The organism is Candidatus Enterovibrio escicola (genome assembly GCF_002464935.1).
GTDB classification, from domain to species: domain Bacteria; phylum Pseudomonadota; class Gammaproteobacteria; order Enterobacterales; family Vibrionaceae; genus Enterovibrio; species Enterovibrio escicola.
In genome coordinates this window covers 46,548-68,768 of sequence record NZ_NBYY01000028.1, presented here as the reverse complement: position 1 = coordinate 68,768, position 22,221 = coordinate 46,548, and the positions used below count along the sequence as shown (strand labels likewise).

The 22,221-nt window shown below is 39.9% G+C and carries 21 protein-coding genes, 1 tRNA gene and 5 pseudogenes; 12 read left to right on the top strand and 15 right to left on the bottom strand.

The annotated features are described in order from the left end of the window. Positions 1 to 14 precede the first annotated feature (14 nt). The 9 genes from BTN49_RS09165 to BTN49_RS09125 all read right to left on the bottom strand — a co-directional run bounded on the left by BTN49_RS09165 (position 15) and on the right by BTN49_RS09125 (position 7,422). Positions 15 to 794, bottom strand: coding sequence for a flagellar basal body L-ring protein FlgH (locus BTN49_RS09165; RefSeq protein WP_097356935.1), 780 nt, complete (start codon positions 792 to 794; stop codon positions 15 to 17). Between the two features lie 15 nt (positions 795 to 809). Further along, on the bottom strand, positions 810 to 1,598 hold the full coding sequence (gene flgG, locus BTN49_RS09160; RefSeq protein WP_097356934.1) for a flagellar basal-body rod protein FlgG: 789 nt from the start codon (positions 1,596 to 1,598) through the stop codon (positions 810 to 812). Between the two features lie 18 nt (positions 1,599 to 1,616). Further along, positions 1,617 to 2,366: a flagellar basal body rod protein FlgF gene (locus tag BTN49_RS09155; protein WP_097356933.1), complete on the bottom strand. Its 750-nt coding sequence runs from the start codon at positions 2,364 to 2,366 to the stop codon at positions 1,617 to 1,619. 187 nt (positions 2,367 to 2,553) lie between these two features. Further along, on the bottom strand, positions 2,554 to 3,861 hold the full coding sequence (flgE, locus tag BTN49_RS09150) for a flagellar hook protein FlgE (RefSeq protein WP_097356932.1): 1,308 nt from the start codon (positions 3,859 to 3,861) through the stop codon (positions 2,554 to 2,556). A gap of 20 nt (positions 3,862 to 3,881) precedes the next feature. Further along, entirely contained in the window at positions 3,882 to 4,628 is a 747-nt protein-coding gene (locus BTN49_RS09145; RefSeq protein WP_097356931.1) for a flagellar hook assembly protein FlgD, read from the bottom strand. An 18-nt stretch (positions 4,629 to 4,646) separates the two neighbouring features. Beyond that, positions 4,647 to 5,063, bottom strand: coding sequence for a flagellar basal body rod protein FlgC (gene flgC / locus BTN49_RS09140; protein ID WP_097356930.1), 417 nt, complete (start codon positions 5,061 to 5,063; stop codon positions 4,647 to 4,649). 3 nt (positions 5,064 to 5,066) lie between these two features. Further along, the gene (gene flgB, locus BTN49_RS09135; protein WP_097356929.1) at positions 5,067 to 5,462 is read right to left on the bottom strand and encodes a flagellar basal body rod protein FlgB; all 396 of its coding nucleotides are present in this window, start codon (positions 5,460 to 5,462) and stop codon (positions 5,067 to 5,069) included. Between the two features lie 193 nt (positions 5,463 to 5,655). Then, entirely contained in the window at positions 5,656 to 6,483 is an 828-nt protein-coding gene (locus tag BTN49_RS09130; RefSeq protein WP_097356928.1) for a CheR family methyltransferase, read from the bottom strand. A 3-nt stretch (positions 6,484 to 6,486) separates the two neighbouring features. Then, positions 6,487 to 7,422 (bottom strand): chemotaxis protein CheV, encoded by a 936-nt coding sequence (locus BTN49_RS09125; RefSeq protein WP_097356927.1) that lies wholly within the window; start codon positions 7,420 to 7,422, stop codon positions 6,487 to 6,489. Between the two features lie 129 nt (positions 7,423 to 7,551). Between BTN49_RS09125 and flgA the strand changes: the two genes are divergently transcribed. The 3 genes from flgA to flgN all read left to right on the top strand — a co-directional run bounded on the left by flgA (position 7,552) and on the right by flgN (position 9,093). Next, positions 7,552 to 8,250, top strand: a complete 699-nt coding sequence (flgA, locus tag BTN49_RS09120; protein WP_097356926.1) for a flagellar basal body P-ring formation chaperone FlgA — start codon at positions 7,552 to 7,554, stop codon at positions 8,248 to 8,250. An 87-nt stretch (positions 8,251 to 8,337) separates the two neighbouring features. Then, entirely contained in the window at positions 8,338 to 8,655 is a 318-nt protein-coding gene (gene flgM, locus BTN49_RS09115) for a flagellar biosynthesis anti-sigma factor FlgM (RefSeq protein WP_097356925.1), read from the top strand. A 6-nt stretch (positions 8,656 to 8,661) separates the two neighbouring features. After that, entirely contained in the window at positions 8,662 to 9,093 is a 432-nt protein-coding gene (gene flgN, locus BTN49_RS09110) for a flagellar export chaperone FlgN (RefSeq protein WP_097356924.1), read from the top strand. A 678-nt stretch (positions 9,094 to 9,771) separates the two neighbouring features. Here flgN and BTN49_RS14145 read toward each other — a convergent pair. Further along, positions 9,772 to 9,921 (bottom strand): hypothetical protein, encoded by a 150-nt coding sequence (locus tag BTN49_RS14145; protein WP_158523720.1) that lies wholly within the window; start codon positions 9,919 to 9,921, stop codon positions 9,772 to 9,774. 405 nt (positions 9,922 to 10,326) lie between these two features. Here BTN49_RS14145 and BTN49_RS22475 point away from each other — a divergent pair. Continuing rightward, a pseudogene (locus BTN49_RS22475) lies at positions 10,327 to 11,124 on the top strand (IS982 family transposase). Between the two features lie 102 nt (positions 11,125 to 11,226). Here the strand turns inward: BTN49_RS22475 and BTN49_RS09095 are convergent. Next, a tRNA-Arg gene (locus BTN49_RS09095) sits at positions 11,227 to 11,302 on the bottom strand. A gap of 80 nt (positions 11,303 to 11,382) precedes the next feature. Beyond that, positions 11,383 to 12,516 carry a flagella assembly protein FlgT gene (locus tag BTN49_RS09090; protein ID WP_097356921.1) on the bottom strand — a complete coding sequence of 378 codons (1,134 nt, stop codon included), beginning with the start codon at positions 12,514 to 12,516 and terminating at the stop codon, positions 11,383 to 11,385. Positions 12,517 to 12,738: 222 nt separating this feature from the next. On the opposite strand from BTN49_RS09090, the gene BTN49_RS09085 reads away from it, so the two are divergent. From BTN49_RS09085 to BTN49_RS14140, 7 genes and pseudogenes are all read left to right on the top strand, one after another. Further along, a complete protein-coding gene (locus tag BTN49_RS09085) occupies positions 12,739 to 13,374 on the top strand; it encodes a FlgO family outer membrane protein (protein ID WP_097356920.1) in 636 nt (211 codons plus the stop codon). A 225-nt stretch (positions 13,375 to 13,599) separates the two neighbouring features. Next, positions 13,600 to 14,028 (top strand): LPP20 family lipoprotein, encoded by a 429-nt coding sequence (locus tag BTN49_RS09080; protein ID WP_097356919.1) that lies wholly within the window; start codon positions 13,600 to 13,602, stop codon positions 14,026 to 14,028. Between the two features lie 387 nt (positions 14,029 to 14,415). Continuing rightward, a pseudogene (locus BTN49_RS22470) lies at positions 14,416 to 14,606 on the top strand (IS982 family transposase); the annotation flags it as partial. A gap of 41 nt (positions 14,607 to 14,647) precedes the next feature. Next, a pseudogene (locus tag BTN49_RS19705) lies at positions 14,648 to 15,151 on the top strand (IS982 family transposase). 388 nt (positions 15,152 to 15,539) lie between these two features. Next, positions 15,540 to 16,964: a glutamate--tRNA ligase gene (gene gltX / locus BTN49_RS09070; protein ID WP_097356918.1), complete on the top strand. Its 1,425-nt coding sequence runs from the start codon at positions 15,540 to 15,542 to the stop codon at positions 16,962 to 16,964. Between the two features lie 550 nt (positions 16,965 to 17,514). Next, positions 17,515 to 17,774 (top strand): annotated as a pseudogene (locus tag BTN49_RS21075) (transposase); the annotation flags it as partial. A gap of 77 nt (positions 17,775 to 17,851) precedes the next feature. After that, positions 17,852 to 18,019, top strand: a complete 168-nt coding sequence (locus BTN49_RS14140) for a hypothetical protein (RefSeq protein WP_158523719.1) — start codon at positions 17,852 to 17,854, stop codon at positions 18,017 to 18,019. A gap of 279 nt (positions 18,020 to 18,298) precedes the next feature. On the opposite strand, the gene crr is transcribed toward BTN49_RS14140, so the two are convergent. From crr to BTN49_RS09050, 3 genes are read right to left on the bottom strand one after another with little or no spacing between them, the layout of a single operon-like run. Continuing rightward, positions 18,299 to 18,808 carry a PTS glucose transporter subunit IIA gene (gene crr / locus BTN49_RS09060; protein WP_097356916.1) on the bottom strand — a complete coding sequence of 170 codons (510 nt, stop codon included), beginning with the start codon at positions 18,806 to 18,808 and terminating at the stop codon, positions 18,299 to 18,301. A 41-nt stretch (positions 18,809 to 18,849) separates the two neighbouring features. Beyond that, positions 18,850 to 20,577 (bottom strand): phosphoenolpyruvate-protein phosphotransferase PtsI, encoded by a 1,728-nt coding sequence (gene ptsI / locus BTN49_RS09055; protein WP_097356915.1) that lies wholly within the window; start codon positions 20,575 to 20,577, stop codon positions 18,850 to 18,852. 56 nt (positions 20,578 to 20,633) lie between these two features. Continuing rightward, a complete protein-coding gene (locus BTN49_RS09050) occupies positions 20,634 to 20,891 on the bottom strand; it encodes an HPr family phosphocarrier protein (RefSeq protein ID WP_097356914.1) in 258 nt (85 codons plus the stop codon). 414 nt (positions 20,892 to 21,305) lie between these two features. Here BTN49_RS09050 and BTN49_RS09045 point away from each other — a divergent pair. After that, positions 21,306 to 22,069, top strand: a pseudogene (locus BTN49_RS09045) (IS982 family transposase). Positions 22,070 to 22,221: the final 152 nt, after the last annotated feature.

Genomic DNA, 22,221 nt, shown 5'->3' with positions numbered 1-22,221 from the left:
CAACGTCAATGTGTTTAAAGAACCACATTAAAGAACCGTGCAAACCAACCCTGGTCTTGAGTATCTTGACGATCTCCCGTACCTGAATACTGAATATGCGCATTCGAAATACGGGTGGAATCCACGGTATTTTCTTTACTAATATCATCCTGACGAATGGTACCACTCAATCGAATGTATTCATCGCCGGTGTTCAACGTCAGCCATTTTTCTCCACGTATAATTAGATTGCTGTTCACCAATACATCAATCACCTCTACCGAAATTGAGCCACTAATACTATTACTCTGGTCGGCACTAGTTGAGCCACGAGTCTTATTGTCATGACTAGCCGTATAAGAAAAGTTAGATTCACCAATCGTCGTTTCCAGTCCACCCATTTCGAGTGGATCCATACTCAAATCACTTGATTTATTAGCATCACTACTTGCACTTTTCTTGGCTTGTGTTTTTTCTTCCAGCAACACAGTTACTATATCGCCAATACCACGAGGTTTGGTGTCATCGTACAAGTTCTGTGATTTCGGAGTACTGAATAATGAACCCGTTGCCGAAACATAGTGATCAGGTGGCCGAGGTGGATGAAGTTCTGCCCAAGAAGGGTCACCAGAGATAGCATCCTCACGCTGTCGCAATAAACTAATTAAGCCTTCACTACCTAGATCAGTATTGCCTTCGACTGCATCCGTTTCAATGGTTTCCTGTGCAACCTCATTTTGCAACATCAAGGCTTCAGGATTAATACACCCTGACAACGTCACCAACATAAGGCCAGAAAATAGTAATTTCTTCATCTGAGAGTTACTCGGTTACAGTTGCTGATTCACGTAACTCAGCATCTGATCAACAGATGAAATGACCTTTGAGTTCATTTCATACACTCGTTGCGCTTCGATCATGTTAACCAGTTCTTCAGTTACATTAACATTCGATGTTTCCAACATTGACTGTCGTATACTACCTAAACCATCCAAACTCGGCACTCCTTCCTGTGGATCACCACTGGAACCAGTCGGCAAGTATAGATTTTGACCTATGGGTTCAAGGCCACTAGGATTAATGAAATCTACGGTGATGATCTGACCCAACACCGCATTTTCAGTTTGACCACGAAGACGCGCAGAGACTTCCCCGTCCGTACCTATGCTTACTTGAATTGCATCTGGTGGCACGACAATTTCAGGCTGCAAAGAATAACCTGCACCTGTTGTCACAATGACACCTTCATCATTTAAAGTGAATTGCCCGTTTCGCTGATAACCCATATTTCCATCAGGCATCAACACCTGAAAGAAACCATCACCTTCGATCATCAGATCCAGTGCATTGCTGGTTGTCTGCGCATTACCACTGCTATGAACACGTTGCGTCGCGACCACTTTCGCACCTGCACCCAACATCAAACCACTTGGTAGTTTGGTATTTTGAGAAGATTGTCCACCCGGTTGATTAATGTTTTGATAAAATAGATCTTCAAACACAGCACGGGACTTTTTAAAACCTATGGTAGAGGCATTTGCCAAGTTATTCGAAATCGTCGAAATATTGATTTGCTGTGCATCTAGACCAGTTTTGCTCACCCATAAAGCTGGATGCATAATAATTACCTCTTTAAGTTAACCCATACTCAGCAATGAATTGGATGCTTGATCCATTTCTTCTACCGTTTTCATGAGTTTAATTTGCATTTCGAAGTGTCTTTGGAGGTTAATAATACCCGTCATTTCACCTATGGCATTGACATTGCTGCCCTCAAGTGCCCCCGTAAGTAAGGTAACGCTGGCATCGGCTGCATATATAGTACCTGGGATAATAGGTTTAAATACTCCGTTCTTGTCTTTAAAAAGTTCAACTTGATCAGGACGAACCAGTTTTATACGGTTCACTTTTTCCATCGCTTCTAGTTGAGCCCCTTGAGGCAACACCGATACAGTACCGTCAGTACCGATTTCAATCGTTGACACCGACAATGGCAAGGAAATAGGTGCATCACCTTCACCCAGAATCAAGTGACCTTGACCATTTCGCAATAAACCAGTTTGATCCAATTTTAAGTTGCCCACTCGAGTATAACTTTCTTGTCCTGAACCATCGTACACGGCCAGCCAACCGTCACCTTTAATCGCAACATCAAGTTCACGACCAGTGGTAATAGTAGATCCTTGGGTATAATTGTAGCTTGGACGTTCTGTCATGTTAAATACACGTGTAGGAAAACCTTCACCGTAAACCTGCATTGCTCTGGCTTGTTCTAAGTCAGCCCTAAAACCTGTGGTACTAACGTTAGCCAAGTTATTGGCACGCAATTGCAGGCTTTGCATATCCTGTTTTGCACCACTCATGGAAAGGAATAATGCACGATCCATTTTTTGACGTTCTCCTAATCGTTTAAGATTTTTATGCAAAGAATATACCGAATAATTTATGTGTTGTTTTACAATCTGTTAAGATTAAATATCAATAATTTTGAAGAGAATATAAGCGAATATTAGGAAATGAATTGCCACATAACACCAAGGCGAAAGCGGCAACTTTTCGTATTGAGCAAATCTATTAACGAATCTGAAGGATAGTTTGTTGCATTTGGTTGCCCACTTCCAATGAGCGTGAGTTAGCTTGGAAATTGCGTTGTGCTGTGATAAGATCGACCAGTTCTTGGGTCATGTCAATATTAGATTGCTCGATGGTACCACTCTTGATTTTACCAAAAGCACCTTGCATTGCTTCACCCCACATGGCATTACCAGATTGTTGTGTCACTTTCCACTGAGTATTCCCTGCTTGAGACATGCCCTGTTGATTCGAAACTCGAACCATCGCAAGACGACCCAACGCAATGTTTTCCCCATTGCTATACATAGCCATGATTGTGCCTTTTGGGTCGATATCCACCTTCGATAGATAACCTGTTGTTGCACCATTTTCAGTAAATTTACGCATTTCAAATGGTGATGCGTATTGCGTTGGAGTGTCAAATTTTATGATCAGTGATTGCGATTCATCCGCACCGTTCATTTCCATGCCAGATCCATTAGAACCAAACTCGACCGTGGTAATCGGTACACCGCCATTGACTGTATTTATAGAACCGTCAGTGTTAAATTCAACTGAATGACCAACATGGCCTTTGGTACTGGTAAATTCACCCGTAGTCAGATTAAGTGGCTTTTCGCCGGAAGGGTCAGTCGCTGAATAGTACACTGCCCATTTGTTCGGTATCAAATTATCTTTTACATAATAGCTCGTCAGTTTATACGGCTGTCCCAACGAATCGAAAATGGTCGATGATGTTGCTTTATTGTATGTATCAGGGTCTTCAGGATTAAACAATGTTGGATCCTTCTTCGCCGCTCCAGCGGGCAAATTTAGGCCAATTTCTACATTGTCAGATGCACGAGGTTGACCGAATTGATCTGGAACATTCAAAGAATTTGGTTCAAATGATCCCACTTGTAAGGTGTCATTGTCAACCTTATAACCCAACAGAAATTGCCCTTCAGAGTTAACAATATTGTTATTTTTATCTAGATGAAACGCGCCATTACGCGTTAGTAGGTTATCGTTCGTTACTAACTTGTCATTCGCCACCGCAAAATAACCATTGCCACTAATACGTAAATCTAAAGGATTGTTGGTATATATACTTGATCCTTCATGGAACTGCTGTGCCACGATAGCGGTTTGCACACCACTCCCTGTGGTCGTCTTTGCATTCGAAAAAATAGATGCTGAATAAACATCACCAAATTCAGAACGTGATTCTTTAAAACCAAAAGTGTTAGCATTCGCAATGTTGTTACTAGTAGTATTCATATCTTTCTGAGCTGCGGCGAGACCGCTTAGTGCTATATTCAATGCCATTTCTGAAAATCTCCTATCCTTTAGCTTTGGCTCATGCTATCAGCCCTAGCATTACCTACTTCAAGCACTTCGGTAAGTTCGACCGGAGATACATGACCTGCGATATTCAACAGTACCTTACCATCGCCATTTCCGAGTAAGACACTGTTCACATTAGCATAAGTAGATAGTTCTAAGTCCTGTAACCTACCACCTATCATACCACCTACATTTATTTTATATTTTCCTGCAGGCAGAATCTTGCCGCTATCATCCATTCCATCCCACTCAATACGATGATCACCCTGAGACCTAGCACCCGTACTAAAACTACGAAGAAGTTGCCCTTGCTCGTTATGAATTCGCACTACGATATCATTAAGAGCTTGTGGTAATTTCACCATTGAGACTATACTGCCCAATGCGGACTTAAACCCATAATTTCCTAGAACCAGTACATCCTGACCAACCAACGATGAAGCTTGAAGAGCTTGGCTAGATGTCATGGCAGTATTTAGCGAAGCAAACTGCTTATTCATCTTTCCAATACCATCGACAGTAGAAAACGACGCCATCTGCGCAATCATCTGTTCGTTGTTAACTGGCTTAAACGGATCTTGATGCGCCAATTGTTGCGTAAGGAGCGACAGGAAATCTTCTTGCTTTAGTACTGACGGACCAGTGACTTTTTCACCACCCAGCCCGTTGCGTTGGTTTTCCTGTACGGCTTTTAGTTTGTCAATGTAGCTGCCACTACCCGCACCACCTGTACCCTCAATTGGATTCATAGCATTGTCCCCCTACTCTTACTGACCCAACTGCAAGGTACGCATCAACATTTGTTTACTTGCTTCTGCAACCTCAACATTGGTTTGATAGGAACGAGAGGCAGAAATCATGTTTGCCATCTCTTCCATTACATTCACGTTTGGTTTAAAAATGTAACCTTCTACGTTTGCCATCGGGTGATCGGGGTTATACTCAGCACGGAGTGGTTTTTGACTTTCAACAATTCCTGCAACCCACACAGGTACACTTGCTCCCTGTTGTGAAGTGTATTTGTTCAACTCTGCTGCAAAGATAGGGTGGCGAGCTTTATACGTTTCACCCTCAGAACTGCTTACTGAATTTGAGTTTGCTAGGTTACTTGACGTAGTGTTTAGTCGTATTGACTCTGCACTCATGGCAGAACCTGCCACATCGAAAATATTAAACAAACTCATTAATTAATCCCCTCTCAATGCCTTTGAGATCCTTTTGAACTTTGATCCAAGAAAATATAATGAAGATTGATACTCAAGTGCATTTTTCATGAATAAATTACTTTCAACTTGTGCATCAACTGTATTGCCGTCACCCGTGTCTGGCTGGTTGGGGATACGGTACATTTTTTTTCCATTCACCTCTGATAAGGAATAAATATGCCGGCCATTTGTTCGGCTCAACCCAATGTTTACCCCAAAGGTTACCGCCTGAAGCGTACGTTCAAAATCGAGATCCTGAGCCTTATAACCAGGTGTATTTGCGTTTGCAAGGTTACTTGCTAATATTTCACCCCGTTGAGCACGAACTCCTACCGAGTATTGATGAATTCCGAGCACTTTGTCGAACGACATTACCATGTGGTCACCTCCTATATATTTCCTACATATTAAAGCAATATAGGCGCCAACTTTACCTTGAAGAAACACAATGGAACAACAAACGTAATTATCAATACTTTAAGCTTATTTCAAAACACTTCAAATAGTATTTTCCACATTCAAGACATAAAAAATTGGCAATAAATACACCACCTTTAGTTAGGTAAACGTTTTATTTAAGTTTATAAATGATCCCTGGGTTACATCGAATCATCTCAAACCGGTCAGTCAGACTAGTTAGTGATTCAGATGCCCCCAGCAACAAGTAACCTTTTGGATTTAAACTTTTGGCCATTTTATTGATTACTTGTGATTTTATCTCTGGTGAGAAATAGATCAGAACATTGCGACAAAAAATGATATCAAACTTTCCAAGTTTACCATAGCTACCCATCAAATTAAGAGGTTTAAAGGTAACCATTCGCTTGAGTGTATCTTTGATCTTCATACGATCTGTACCCGCATCTTCAAAAAACTGACGTTGCCGTTCTTGGGAGAGGCCACGGCTCAGTGCCAGATTGTCGTAAACTCCCTTACGACAGTTTTCCAACATGCTCGAAGATATATCTGTTGCTGTAATTTGCACGTTGCTCAATAATCCTGTTTTTTTACCTAATTTTTCTTGGATGATCATCGCAATTGAATACGGCTCCTGCCCTGACGAACTTGCGGCAGACCACATTTTAATCTGACGTTTACTTGCAGCTACCTCCGGCAACAGTTGATTTGCTAAAACATCAAAGGGATAGGTGTCACGGAACCACAGGGTTTCATTAGTGGTCATGGCATCAAGTACAGCAACCGAGAGTTCACTATTACAATTAGTGAAAACGAGTTGTAATAACTCAGTCATCGACACTAGCTTGAAACGACTAAGCAATGGACTAAGCCGACTTCTTAGGAGGTATTGTTTGCTATCACCAAGAATAATTCCACATTTCTTTTCGAGATATTTACAAAAGTCACGATATTCTTGTTCTGAGAACGTTATATTCTTCATGAATTAATTATCTTGGTATTTAACCGATTTAATCACTGCAGCAGCTAATTCATCTGGATCAAATTTTGGAATAAATGCATCAGCACCAACCCTCTGAACCATAGATTCATTAAACACACCGCTCAACGAGGAATGCAATACTACATGAAGATCTTTTAGATTCGTATCCTTTTTAATTTCTGTGGTCAACGTATAGCCATCCATTTCTGGCATTTCAATATCAGAAATAACCAACGCAACTTGTTGATAAATATCACCTTCTAGTGCCATAGCCTGCAACTGATTTAATGCATCTCGTCCATCGTAAGCAAGCATAACTTCATACCCGAGAGTTTCAACAGCACGTTTAACTTGACGACGCGCCACACTAGAGTCATCAGCGACAAGAACTTTATTCGGACCTGCGCCTTTTTTAGTAATCACTGGTTTCTGAGCCAATGTTTCGTCACTCATCTGTTCATTAACAGGTGAAATTTCGTTGAGAATTTTTTCCACATCCAGAATCTCAACTAACTCACCGTCGATTTCAGTGACTGCTGTCAAGTAACTTGAACTCCCCATCCCTTCAGGTGGAGGAAGAATCGACTCCCAATGCATATTTACAATCCGTTCTACAGAACCGACCAAGAAGCCCTGTGTGGAACGATTAAATTCAGAAATGATAATGAAACGATTTTCATGATCATTAATAGGCAAACCACCTGTCGCAAGGCTCATATCAATGACCGATATCGTTTTTCCACGAATATGCGCAATACCTTTCACCAATCGGTGTAAATTCGGTAGTAACGTGAGTCGAGGGCACTGGAGAACTTCCTTTACTTTAAATACGTTAATACCGTAACGTTGTTTTAGCATTAATCGGAATGTCAATAACTCTAAGCGGTTTTGTCCCACTAACTGTGTACGTTGGTTGACAGAATCAAGAATCCCCGACATAAGATAAACTCCATATTACACTGTTTTTTTTATTGTATTGCAGCAAATATTTGCTCAACATGCTTCATCAGCGAGCAAATTCGTGGAACACTGCAGCTATTGTTTACCATATTAACCAATATGTAATTTATGTTTTATTCACGATTAACTTGTCTTTTCATCGGCATATTTCTCATTATCTTTAGCTCCATTATAGCCTCTGCGCCAACAAATCAACTTCAGGCAGTACAAGAAGCTGCAGAGAAATATGTTAGAACCTTAATCACACCACCTAAACATGGTGAACTCAACGTACAAGCAGGAAATATTGATTCTCGATTACACCTCTCGAATTGTCCTTTCGCGCTGGATGTTTCAGTGCCAGGCCGACAAACACTGAATAAAAGTGTTACAGTCTTGGTACGTTGTCCTAACAACGCGTGGCAGGTCTATGTGCCTACACAAATTAGCTTGCTTACACCCATAGTTGTTGCTCGTAGACCCTTAGATCGAGGTATTACACTGACAAATGACGATTTAACCATCCAACTCGTCGATGCTAGGTTTCAACGCGGTCAAACCTACACTGATACTGTATCCATTATTGGTTCTCGTATTAAGCGTGTTGTTGGAATAGGACAACCAGTGCAAGGAAATGACATTTGCATGGTATGCAGAAGTGATGAAGTTATGATAACTGCAAGCAGTAATGGGTTAAATATTATTACAAAAGGAACAGCCTTAGGTGACGGCGCTCTAGGCGAACAAATTAAAATCCGCAACAGTAAATCCAACAAGATCGTAGATGCTACAATCATTTCAGTCGACCAAGTGACTGTAAAATTCTAAGTTTCTACGATTTAGATGCTAAAGTTTACACGAGCACTGCCGATGTAGTAGATAGCAGAGGATTCAGGTATATACAAAGGCTTTAATATGACAAGTATCGATCAGTTGCGTTCTGGTCAACCGTTAGAAACGAGCAGAACAAACCAAAACGATTTACATAGTACTCTCGTCAAAGAGGGTTCGTCACGCGAAGTCCTCCAGCCTCGTAGTGATGCCTTTTCCATAAGTGATCAAAGTCGTGCCATTGAAGCACTTAATCAACAAATGGCAAATGAAATACATTTTGACAGTACAAAAGTTGCAGCAATTAAAGCAGCTATTACTAATGGCGTATACAAAGTGAATGCTGACAAGCTTGCTACCAATATCATGAAATATGAAGACGAGATTCGTAGTCTCAAATAATTAATTATGCAAAACGAAACGCTCACCTTTGAGCAACACCTCAACGCGCAATCAGATGATATCAACATGCTCTTCGAAGTAATAAAGACCGAGACGTCTGCGATAGCTTCCCGAAAAGTGCCCGATATTAACATCAATGCTAAACAAAAACTGGTTTTAATCAATGCCATTCAATACCGAGATATACTATTGGCTCAATGCCCAGAGATATCATCCCCTTCTGATGATATTAAACGTTACGTGTTGGCCATTAAAGATACTCTTAAGCGCTGCCAACAACTGAATGACGCCAATGGTTCTGCACTTCAACGTGCTCAACTGAGCATGCGTAAGCTACGTAATTTATTTGAAGAAACTGGCGGTAAAAATGAACTAACCTACGACAGTGAAGGTCAAGCATTCGGGCGTCGCACGCTAGGAACTAATATTAAAGCCTAATTCTAGAAATTAAGTGCATGTTCTCAATACGTTGCTCATGGTGTGAGGTGGCTATCTTTACATCATGGCCACCGTCATCACTATGGAAGTTATACCAAAATAACTTGAAGATGCTCGATCTCAGAGGTCATCAGTACGTTCAGTTCTCGACAAATAAGCAGTCTATTTCATCTGGATTTAACGACGAAATGGTCTCATCGATACCCTCCAATAAGGTGAATTTTTTGATACCTCATTCAGTATTATACCTTTTTGATGGAGCTCACTACACCTACAAATGGATGCCTTGATGATGATATCATCAGAGCTAGTTAAAACCTTCCTATTCAAGTTGTTTTGGTATAAATGTCGTTATTATCAGTCCACAAAAACGGTTAAAAGAACGGTTAAATAGTAGGCTATGATCTGGGGTGAACACCCAAGCCACTGTCACCAGTTAGGTTGCAGAACCTTCCAGTTTGAATATACATATACGGCTTGGCCGGTGAAGATCAACGAGCAAATTGTTCAGCTTCATATGAACAATACGGGTATACGAAACTCCTTTCGAGTGTGACATATCAGCATTAATCTAGTTGGCCAAGTTTCCAAAAACTTACACCCCGCTGTGTAACTACTTTCCCTCTTTATGTACAGTAAGTCCTGCTTATTTGTGAAGTAGATGAGCAATAGTCTTTCCTAGGTAATGAAAATAACTAACGCAGGCTCTGCTAAGTTTGGTAGCCTAGATTGAAGAAAATCATTACTCACAACATTCAGTTGTCGTAGAAGAAAAACAGTCCCTGAATTCATATCTGAAATGCTACACTTTCCAATCAAGCTGCTCATGCCCTTTCTTTAAGAATAAAGGCAGGCTGATTAAATCCTGAAAATTGCTTAGGCAGATGATTGATCCTTGCTTGCTCGAAGCTAATCTATTCATCGGTGACCATTCGTAAGAATATCCCTTCTTTATATACGTAATAGGTACTGTCTCAAAAGCTCATTAATATTTTTATTTATCCCCAGATCCCATGAAAAGTAAGGGTGGGCAAAGTAAACTTCAACATCCAAAGCTTTTGCTATTTTTTCATGATGTACGAACTTTTGATCATTATCTGCCGTAATCGTATGGACATACTTCTTGTATGGCATCAATTAATCAACCTGAGCTGCGCATAAGAGATAAACTAAATGGCAAAATTGCGATCTGATCGTTTGAAAAAAAACTATTACCTACATAAGGACTTGGGTTTGAATAACTCAGACGCTGTTTTCGTTGATGTCGATAACTTCTGCCATACTTTCCTTCCGGCATGAAAAAAATACCTAATGTCTTCCGGTGTCAAAGAAATAAATCTTCTCGCCTTTCAGTTGGCAAAGTGATGACTATAGTGATAGCTTTCCATCAATCTGGATATCGAAACTTTAAAACTTATTACATCCACTTTGTTTGCCGTTACCTCACCAACGAATTTTCTGAATTAGTTAGCTACATGCGAATGCTCAAGCTCATGCAAGGTCTTTTGGTTCCGCTTTGCTCTTACCTCACTCACCGTCAGCTAAGGCCGACAGCGATTGCCTTCGTTGATTCGTCCAAGCTACAGGTTTGTTACAAACTGTGAATTCTCAGACATCAGGTTTTTAAAGATACCGCGAAGTGAGGAAAAAGAGCGATGGAGTGGTTCTACGGTTTCAAATTACACCTTATTATCAATGACCAAGGTGGCATTATCTCAGTCGAAGTGACGGCGACTAACGTGGATGATAGAAAGCCTGTGTCGGAAATAGCTGACAATATTTGGGGGTGTTGATACGGAGATAAAGATTATATCTCTGGTCTATTGGAGCGGGAACTTATAGATAAGAGAGTGACCCTAATAACGGGTGTAAAAAAATATACCCAAAATCAATCATTTTCGACACTGTCATTATATCAGCTTCACGGTTAACTTGCTGGCGGAGATCATCACGTATTCATTCTAACCAAAGAAACCTAGCATCAAGATGACCAAGTTTGAGCTTGATAAGCCAGCACTTATGCAGATTTGAAGTTAACAACTAGTCAATATGCGTGTAAAAACTGGCTAGAGAAAGCGTACGGAATTGATATAGAGTTGGTATTTTAATGAAGACTTAGGGTTTGTGCTCCAATGGCGCTTCCACAGGGAATCGAACCCAGATCGATCGCTTAGGAGGCGACTGCTCTATCCCGTTGAGCTATGGAAGCAGGTGGTTGTGTAGTAGTTCATCGCAAGATCTAAATTAAGTATACTGAGATTCTGGTCTTAGGTTAAGTGAAAAGTGATCTTATCGTGTATATTTGGTTACTATGTCGCCAAGTTGAATGCTTGTGCTGAATTCCACGGGGGAAATGGTTATTTCTGCAGAGCTTTCATAAACGCGGACAACAGTAAGCTGTATATCACTTTTCTTCAATCTGGTGCGATTTACACCATATTGATCAGTGAATGATGCATTGTGCCAGAGTGATAATTTATCACCATATTTTACTCCGTGAATTCGCCCTGCATTAATTTGCCCACCTTGACTATTTATAGATACAACCTCTGGTGTTGTCGCCCGACAAGCGAGGTTATTTTCAAGGTCGAGTAAGATATTACGACTCATTGTCCGTGCCATTTCTCCATACGTGGATGTCCAAAAATGTGCAGTTTTTGTATCAACCTTACTGTGTTTTTCAAATGACCACGTGGCTATATCACGATATATATTTTGATAAATTACTTCGCCTGATTTACCATCTAATACATCAATGGATAATGCGAGTTGTCGGTTAATTTTATCTTTTCCCTGCACCTTTGTTCCTATGGTTGCCGTCATGTCTGTGATTGTACCAATCAGTAAATACTGTGCGCCCATGTCTTCTGCGATCATCGTAGCCACATGAGGTTGTATTGAAGAAATTGTGTGGGAGGAAATTCCCTTAACAACGAAACTTTGCGCCTGTGTTTCGAACTGTCGCTGTAGCAGGGCAGTAAAATCATCACCAAACTGAAAGATTCCACCTAGGGCGGCATGAGCTGGCGAAACGATTTTGAATCGACCTATCAAAAGATCCTTTCGATATTGATTCTTGTGGCAAGCATTTGCCATAGGATAGATATCTATCCGAGCTGTCAATTTTATGACACCTTTTTCTTGCTTTGTATCTAGAACTTGTATACGACGGATCTCATTACCACTGAATTGATAATCACTCCGTATTTCTTTCAAGTAAGGACGTATCCCAATTAATCCAGAAATATCCGCTCCAGAAAATAAGATCGCTTGATAAACAGCATCTTCTAGTGCGCGCTCTCGCATTCGTGCTTTATTCCCCAGTACAGCACTGATACTAGTGACTTCATACCAGACAGCGTTTACTGACACCGTGAATAGTGCTATATAAGCGACCAAGGTCTTAAGAAGATGTTTGTGCATGACCTCTATTCCCAATAGTAGGTATGAAAATTGCTAAATCAACAAGAAGCATAACAGAAAAACCTACTAGGTAATGAGCAATCATCGTGAAATATTTCACTGCATAGCTGCAAATAATATTCCCAAAAAGTGGTCGCAACTTGGATTTGACTGTTACCAAAGTCAAGTGAATGGTGAATAAGTAAAAAGTCAGAAATTAAATGTGTCCGGAGCCAGACGACAATGAAAAATTGGATAGTGATATTACTGAGTCTTGCAACCGCATCTTGTGCTTATAATCCAATATATAATGGTAAAGAACCGTATTCTGGTAGTCCGTTTTTATTACAACAAAAACCTCGGCATACTCTCGATTATTTTCTCAATGGTTTAACAATAGAATTGCTTGAAACCAATAATTACCTTACGGCCAAAACACCTATGGCAATCGTTTCGTTTGTCGACATTGAAGACATGAGTGAGTCAAATTGGCTTGGTAATACGGTAACTGAAGGCATGATATACCAACTACAACGTCGCGGCTTTACAGTCATAGATTTCAAGAATACGGGCTCTATTCGCGTTACACACAAGGGTGACTTTACTTTAAGCCGTAATTGGAAAGAACTTAATCCAGAGCAGAACATTGATTACGTATTGACAGGTACCATGTTACGACAAGGTGGTGGAATACTGGTCAATGCTCGTATTGTTGGTATGCGTTCTCGGGTGGTTATTGCGGCGGCACAAGGTTTCTTGCCAGCTGATCGTATTGGTCGAGATCTTGATACCTTGAGAAAAGTGCGTATTGAAGATGGTGTCATTATTCGTGGTGACAAACATAAACACACTCCAGAAACGATTATGTTGAAACCTTAGATCATGTGTTCAATAAGTGGGTCTCCGTGAAGAACGTTTCTTTATTCATGATTCATGGAGGTAACCTTTATGAGAAAGCATGATATCTAAAGTAGTGGACATCAAGATCGCTGACAGCTAAAAGAACATACTTTTACTGTATATAACAGATTGACTAGATAATCTAACCATAATCATATAAATATTTAAATTACGTTGAAACCTATCTTGAAGAATGGAGAGCACATGAAAACATGGCTTATAATGGTGATGTTGCTTCTATTAAATGCGTGCCATCCCCTGACACAAATGCGTTCGGATGAGCTCCTGAACGCCGTGGGAACAGCCTCCATAAGTATTCAACACGGTGATACATTAGAAGAAAAACAGCTTAAAGCGATGCGTGCATCTAAGCTTGAAGCGTATAAAGAATTATCCGAGCAAGTATACGGCATTCGAGTTAGTAACTTAATGAAAGTTGATGACCAAACGTTAGGTGAAGATAGAACGCTTGGCATGGTTGACGGTATTATACGCGCAGCAGAAGTGATAAGTAGTTATCCTGTTGGTGATAGCTACGTTACTGAACTGGAGCTTAATTTACGTAAGATGAAGGAAATGGCAAAGTATGATGAATCACACCATGTTCCACCAAATAATGTGCTTATTTTCTAAGTTCCTAAACAACCAATTTAAATTGATTGTTTATTCTAGATAGAAATCTAATAGAAAACAATGGATTAACAAATCCATTATTGTTATACTTGACTTAGAGACGGAAGTCCGACAATTTTCCAAACAAGCTATTAATACCATTCCTTTCCGTTGTTGATTAAATCAGGCCTATAACGCACTGCTCCCAATGTTTTTTACAGTCTTAATTTGTCTGCTGGCGAACAGACAGACTGAGTCTTAGAACTTTGTTCATCGCTTTCACATTTGCAAACTCTTCACTAACTTGAGAAGTTTAATTAACCTGAGCTGCGCATAAGAAATGAACTAAATGCTAAAATTGCAATCTGATCGTTTGAAATAACCTATTGACTACATAATGACTTGGGTATGAATAACTCAGACGCCGTTTTCGTCGATGTCGACGACTTCTACCAGGCTTTCCTTCCTGTATGGGGAAGGACACCTAATTTCTTCCGGTATCAAACAAAGAAATAAGCTTTCTCGCCTCTCAAGTTAGCGAAGTGATGACGATAGTGATCGCTTTCCATCAATCTGGCTATCGAGACTTCAAAACCTATTACATCCACTTTATTTGTAGCTACCTCACCGTCAGGCAAGGCTGACAGAGATTTCCTTCGTTGACTCATCTAAGCTACAGGTTTGTCACAACCTACCCATTCTCAGATATCAGGTTTTCAAAGGTACCGCGAAGCGAGGAAAAAAACTATGGGGTGGTTCTACGGTTTCAAATTACACCTTATTATCAATGACCAAGGTGGCATTATCTCAGTCAAAGTGACGACGGCTAACTTGGATGATAGAAAGCCTATATCGGAAAGGGTCGACGAGCTTTGGGGGTGTTTATATGAAGATAAAGGTTATATCTCTGATCCATTGGAGCGGGATCTTGCAATCAAGGGAGTGACACTGATAACGGGTGTAAAAAAACATGAAACCCAAAGTGATGAAACTTTGGAACCGCCGGTTGCTCCAGAAACGATTTATTATTGAAACCATTTTTGACCAACTAAAAAACATCTCCCAAATCGAGTATTTACGGCACCGTAATTGTATCAGATTTATCGTCAACTTGCTGGCGGGGCTTATCGTGTATTTATTTTAACCAAAGAAGCCGAGCTTCAAGATGACTAGGTTTGATAAGCAAGCGTCTATGCAGATCTGAGGTTAATTAATATATTTTATAAAAGTTAACAACGGAATGGGCACACCACTAACTTCCAGTAGGATGACTTTACTGACGTTATACTCAGTGTTATCCATTTTTGATAGAGCTGACGATACCTACAAAGAGATGCCTTGATCATGACATCAGTAAAGCTCACTGAAACCTGCATTTTCAAGTTGTTTTGATATACAAGGTAAGTTATCAACTAAGACTTACATATTGTACTAAGTCAATATGATTGTAGAGCAGAGTATTAGTGCTACTATATGCAAATTTACTGGCAGGCCTATCCCTGCTTTCTTTAGCATTGTACAAGGTAAGCTACATGACCGTAAAAACTCGCTTTGCTCCCAGCCCTACAGGATTTTTACACGTAGGCGGTGTGAGAACTGCCCTTTACTCTTGGCTCTATGCTAAACACACCGATGGAAAGTTTGTTTTGAGAATAGAAGACAGTGATTTTGAACGTTCTACGCAAAAAGCAATTGATGCCATAATTGAAGGCCTCGAATGGTTAGGGTTGACTTGGAACGAAGGACCATACTACCAAACTAAACGTCTTGACCGCTATAACCAACTCCTTGATGAATTGTTGGCAAAAAATAAAGCATACAAGTGCTACGCTCCGAAAGAATTGCTTGACGAAATTCGCGAAGAGCAAGTGGCTGCAGGATTAAAACCCCACTACGATGCCACTCATCCAAAAGTCATTGAAGTAAATTCAATAGCAACGGAAGAGTGGCCTTTTGCTATTCGCTTTCGGAATCCAAAAGAAGGTAGTGTCATTTTTGATGACAAGATTCGTGGCAACATTGAAATCTCTAACTCTGAACTGGATGATCTTATTATTCGGCGGTCGGACGGCGCTCCTACCTATAATTTCTGCGTCGTAGTTGATGATTGGGACATGGGAATTACTCAAGTTATACGTGGCGATGATCACATCAATAACACCCCTCGTCAAATCAATATTTATAAAGCACTCGGTGCTAGCATTCCTGAGTTTGCTCATTGTGCAATGATCTTAGGTGATGATGGATCAAAGCTTTCCAAACGACATGGAGCAGTCAACGTAATGCAGTATCGTGATGATGGCTACCTACCTCATGCTCTGCTTAACTATCTAGTCCGATTAGGTTGGTCACATGGTGATCAGGAAATTTTCTCAATCGAAGAGATGATTAACCTTTTCGACTTAAATTCGATCAGTAAATCTGCATCTGCATTTAATGCGGATAAACTACTTTGGTTGAATAATCACTACATTAAATCGTCTGATCCAGAGTATGTATCTAAGTATCTTCAATGGCATCTTGACCAAAAAAACATTGATATTTCAAACGGTCCAGACATTAGAGACGTAATCAAACTTATTGGTGAACGCTGTAATACACTCATCGAACTAGCCGATCAAAGCCGTTATTTTTATCAAGAGAACCAAACTGTTGATGCAGATGCAGCAAAGAAACACCTACGACCCGTCGCAAAAGAAGTGCTTGATCTAACTTTATCCAAAATTGAATCTCTAGAAGATTGGAGTATCAATTCGCTGCATAACGTGATTTCTGATACCTGTACAGAACTAGAAGTCGGGATGAGTAAAGTAGGTATGCCTTTACGAGTTGCGATCACAGGTGTTAGTCAATCACCATCTATAGATGCTGTTATGTATCTCGTAGGTAAAAAAAGACTTGTTTCACGTATTAGAAAAGCACTTACGTTTATTAGAGAACGCCAAATGAAACAGTAACTGCTTAATAAGCATATCTACTATATGTTTAATAATTTGGTCTCCGTAAAAAAGAGATCTCTATTTATCGTAAAAACTTCTATTAGAAACTATGACGTCTGTAATGGTAGATGCTATCGCTACCACTTTACCAGTCATGCTAACGCACCTTACAACCTATTAGATGTATGAAAAAAAATAGTACTGGCATTATAAGCACGATATTAGGATACAAAATTCGTTTTTCTTTTATTAAAGAAGTGCACTCAAAATCTAACATTAAATATGGATAACATATTGAAAAGTAAATTGAATATCTTCCTTCTACAAGAACCGAATTCGGCAGAAATAATTTCCTTCAATCGAGGCTCCAAAATATACTAGAGCCAGCGACAGATATTTTTCTTACCCACAAAATACTATTCATCATCTACTTCTCAGATAAACACCTCTTCCTGTACATCAAGATGGAATGTAGTTGCACAGCAGGCTGTAAGTTTTTTACAACTAAAATAACATTCATTAATGTTGATGTATCGCACTCGAGAGAAGGCACGGATGCCCGTGCCTAATATGGCCGATGATCTGTGGAGATAAGGGGTTTATATTTAGCTACCTTAAGGAGAGACTCACCGAAAAAGTAATTACTCTCATCACGAATACACGGAAAAACATGAAACCAAAAGTGATGAAGCTTTGGGATCATCTTTTCTTAAAAAATAAATTATTATTGAAATAGTCTTTGATCAACTAAAAAACATATCACAAATAAGGCATTCTCGGCACTGTAGTTGTGTCAGCTTTATGGTCAATTTACTGGTGGAGTTCATTTAATCAAAGAAAGCTAACATCAAGATGACTCGGCTTGATAAGCACGCTCTTATGCAGATCTGAGATTAATTAAACAAGTGACACCGAAATTGGCAGTTAATGTCACTGAAGAAACAATAGATTTACTTATGCCATACAAAAAACAGGTCCATACTATTACGGCAAATAGTGGTCGAAAGCTTGCTCATCATGAAAAGATAGTAAAAGATTTAGGTGTTAAGATTTACTCTTTCCTCCCTTACTAATCCAGGGAAACGAGGGGTAAATAAAAAGCTAATCGGCTTTTTCGACAGTACGCAAAGAAAAGGACAATCTTTAAAAGGATCACGGATGAAAATATTACCTTCGCTTGAGCAAGGATCAATCATCGACCTAAGAGATATTTAGGGTTTTAAGAGGTATTTTGTTATTTTTAAATAAATGATACTAACAATAACATACCTTGCCTAGAAATATTCTATCACTTTTTGAATGTTAACAGGGAGAGAAGCGCAACGTCAGCTACGCTTTTCTCTAATCAACAATTACTTTTTGATGTGTAGTACTGGAGTTACACCAACAATAACAGAACCAGAAAGCTTATTCAGCTCTTTGAACTCGTCCATGTTAGAGATAACAACAGGGGTTAGGGTAGACTTAGCTTTTTGTTGCAGCATTGCCAGATCGAATTCGATTATGGTATCGCCAACTTTAACCGTTTGTCCTTCTTGAGTAATCCGCTTGAATCCTTTTCCTTTCAACTCAACAGTATCAATACCGAAGTGAACAAATAGCTCAACACCGTCTTCAGATTTGATAGAGAAAGCGTGATTGGTCTCAAAAATCTTGCCAAGGGTACCATTAACGGGTGCAACCATTCTATCACCCGTTGGCTTAATTGCAATACCGTCTCCAACTATTTTCTCAGCGAAAACAACATCTGGTACGTCTTCAATGTTTACAATATCCCCAGATAGGGGTGCAATGATTTCAATCACACCTGCATTGCTATTGTTCGCATAAACAAGCTTCTTTAGTTTATCAAACAGACTCATTGTGTTTGCTCCTAAGCGTTATAGTAACTTGCTGCAGTAGTTTACTTGTCAGTCTTGTCAGCAATGAATTTATCTACGTGTGCGACGATTTCTGCTGCTGTAGGCATTTCCAGAGCCTTTTCTGCCATGGCTTTTACATCAAAGTAATTAGCATTACGGATAATTTTTTTAATACGTGGAATAGAAAGAGCACTCATACTGAATTCATCAAGACCCATACCCAATAGCAGCAGAGTGGCACGTTCGTCTCCTGCAAGTTCACCACACATGCCTGTCCATTTTCCTTCTTTGTGGGAAGCATCAATGACCTGCTTGATGACAGTTAGTACTGCTGGATAAAGTGGGTTATACAGGTGAGAGATCATTTCATTGCCACGGTCAACTGCAAGAGTATACTGGGTTAAGTCATTTGTACCAATGCTAAAGAATTCAACTTCTTTTGCTAGATGGTGAGCAATTGCCGCTGCGGCGGGTGTCTCAACCATAACACCGATTTCGATCTTCTCGTCAAATACTAAACCTTCAGCACACAATTCTACTTTGTATTCTTCGATAGCCTTCTTCAGCTCACGAATTTCCTCGACTGATATGATCATTGGGAACATCACACGCAGTTTACCGTGTGCAGAAGCACGAAGGATTGCACGCATCTGGTCACGCAGAATATCACGACGATCTAGACTGATGCGTACTGCACGCCAACCTAGGAATGGATTCGCCTCTTTAGGCAAATCCATATATGGTAGATCTTTATCGCCACCAATATCCATAGTACGAACAATCACTGAGTAGTCTTTCATTGCTATTGCAACGTCTTTGTATGCGTTATACTGCTCTTCTTCAGTCGGTAGTGAGTCACGATCCATGAACAGAAACTCCGTACGGTAAAGACCCACACCTTCAGCGCCGTTTCGATTTACACCCTTACAGTCTTTAACTGTACCGATGTTACCACAAACTGCTACTTGATGACCATCCAGAGTTATAGCGGGCAGGTCTTTCAGTTCTGCCAGATCTTCTTTTTCTACCATGTAGTCATCACGGATTGCTTTGAATTTAGTCAGTTCTTTTTCAATGGGATTGATCACAATTTTGTTATTGATTGCATCAAGCACCAGCATATCGCCGTTTTTTACACGTTTGGTTATATCAATCGTACCGACGATTGCCGGTAGTTCTAGGGAACGCGCCATGATAGACGTGTGAGATGTACGGCCACCAATATCTGTAATGAATCCTTGAACATAATCTAGGTTGATTTGTGCTGTTTCAGAAGGAGATAGGTCATTAGCAACCAGAATGACCTCCTCGTGAATTGTACTCAAGGAAATAATATTCAGACCTAGAGCATTCTTAACAAAACGGGAACCTATATCGCGAATATCGGTTGCACGTTCTTTCAGGTACTCATCATCAAGAGATTCTAGAGCCAACGCCTGCTCTTCGAATGCGCTATAAATTGCGTGATCAGCAGAAGCATGGTTTCGTTTGATGAAAGCTATGATTTCTTCTTCTAGCTCTTCATCTTCCAGCAACATTATGTGACCTTCGAATATAGCCTCTTTTTCTTCACCAAAAATGATACGAGCCCTATCTTTGATTGCTTCAAGTTGTTGTTTAGATTTGTCGCGTGCATGGAATAGACGTTGAATCTCCGTATCCAGTTGATCAGAAGAAACTGGATTTTTATTGATAACGATTTCGTTTTTTTGAAGTAGCAGCGCTTTGCCAAAAGCAATACCTGGGGATGCCAGGATACCTGAAATCATAGCCTTACCTTACGTTGACCAAATTAAATAATCAATTAGAGAGAAAAAAAGCTGGACTATTCCAGCTTCTTCATAAGTTTAACTAGGCAATCAACAGCTTCTTTAGCTTGTGTACCTTCTGCTTGAATGGTCACGACGGTACCTTTGCTCAGGCCTAGAGTTTGTAGCTTGAACAAGCTCGTTGCACTAGCTACTTTACCTGCAGATTCTACAATAATTTTAGCATCGAAGTTTTTTGCTTCTTTAACGAACTGAGCAGCAGGACGAGTGTGCAGACCGTTTTCAGCAGTGATTTCTACTTGCTTTTGATACATGACTTACCTCGATACATTGTTTATTCCAGTTTGTGTAATTAAATCTGTGAACAGCTTAAACTGATTGATCTGTTTTAGCTATCAATCGACGATAAACTAACGAAGATTTGAATTGCTATACTTAACTCAAATCAATTTTCCATGACATTTTAAGGAGATATATTCAATAGATTGATTGAGGTTTATATCCAAAATTAGTGTTCAAAAATTAGTGTTCAATGGATATACCGATCACCTTCTTATCTATTTTCATCGATTTTGAGTATTTACTAGTTTGCATGAAGATTACCTTGAACCCTTATTCACGTGTAAAAGTATATTAAATAACCTGAGCTGCGCATAAGAAATGAACTAAGTGCCAAAGTCGCGATCTGATTGTTTGAAATAACCTATTAACTGTATAAGGACTTGGGTATGAATAACTCAGACGCCGTTTTCGTCGATGTCGACGACTTCTACCAGACTTTCCTTCCTGCATGGGGAAAAATACCTAATTTCTTCCGGTATCAAACAAAGAAATAAGCTTTCTTGCCTCTCAGTTAGCGAAGTGATGACGATAGTGATCGTTTTCCATCAATCTGGCTATCGAGACTTGAAAACCTATTACATCCACTTTGTTTGTCACTACTTCACCATCAGGCAAAGCTGACAGGGATTGCCTTCGTTGATTCATCTAAGCTACAGGTTTGTCACAACTTACCCATTCTCAGATATCAGGTTTTTAAAGGTACCGCGAAGCGAGAAAAAACTAGGGGTGGTTCTACAGTTTTAAATTACACCTTATTATCAATGACTAAAGTAACATTATCTCAGTCAAAGTGACGACGGCTAACTTGGATGATAGAAAGCCTATATCAGAAAGGGTTGACGAGCCTTAGGGGTGTTTATATGAAGATAAAGGTTATATCTCTGATCCATTGGAGCGGGAACTTGCAAACAAGGGAGTGACACTGATAACGGGTGTAAAAAAGAATATGAAACCCAAAGTGATAAAAATTTAGAACCGCCTGATGCTCCGGAAACGATTTATTATTGAAACAGTTTTTGACCAACTAAAAAACATATCCCAAATTGAGCATTCTCGGCACTGCAATTGTATCAGCTTTATGGACAACTTGCTCTCGGGTCTCATCACGTATTCATTTCAACCGAAGAAGCCGATCATCAAGATGAATTAGCTTGATAAGCAAGCGCCTATGCAGATCTGAGGTTAATTACGTGGGTAGATCAGTTTTAGATCGGCGATAATACAGTTAAGTGCATTTATTTTGAGTCAATGTTAACAAAGTTTTGACAATATGCGAAACAGTACCTTATTTTAGCTCATACA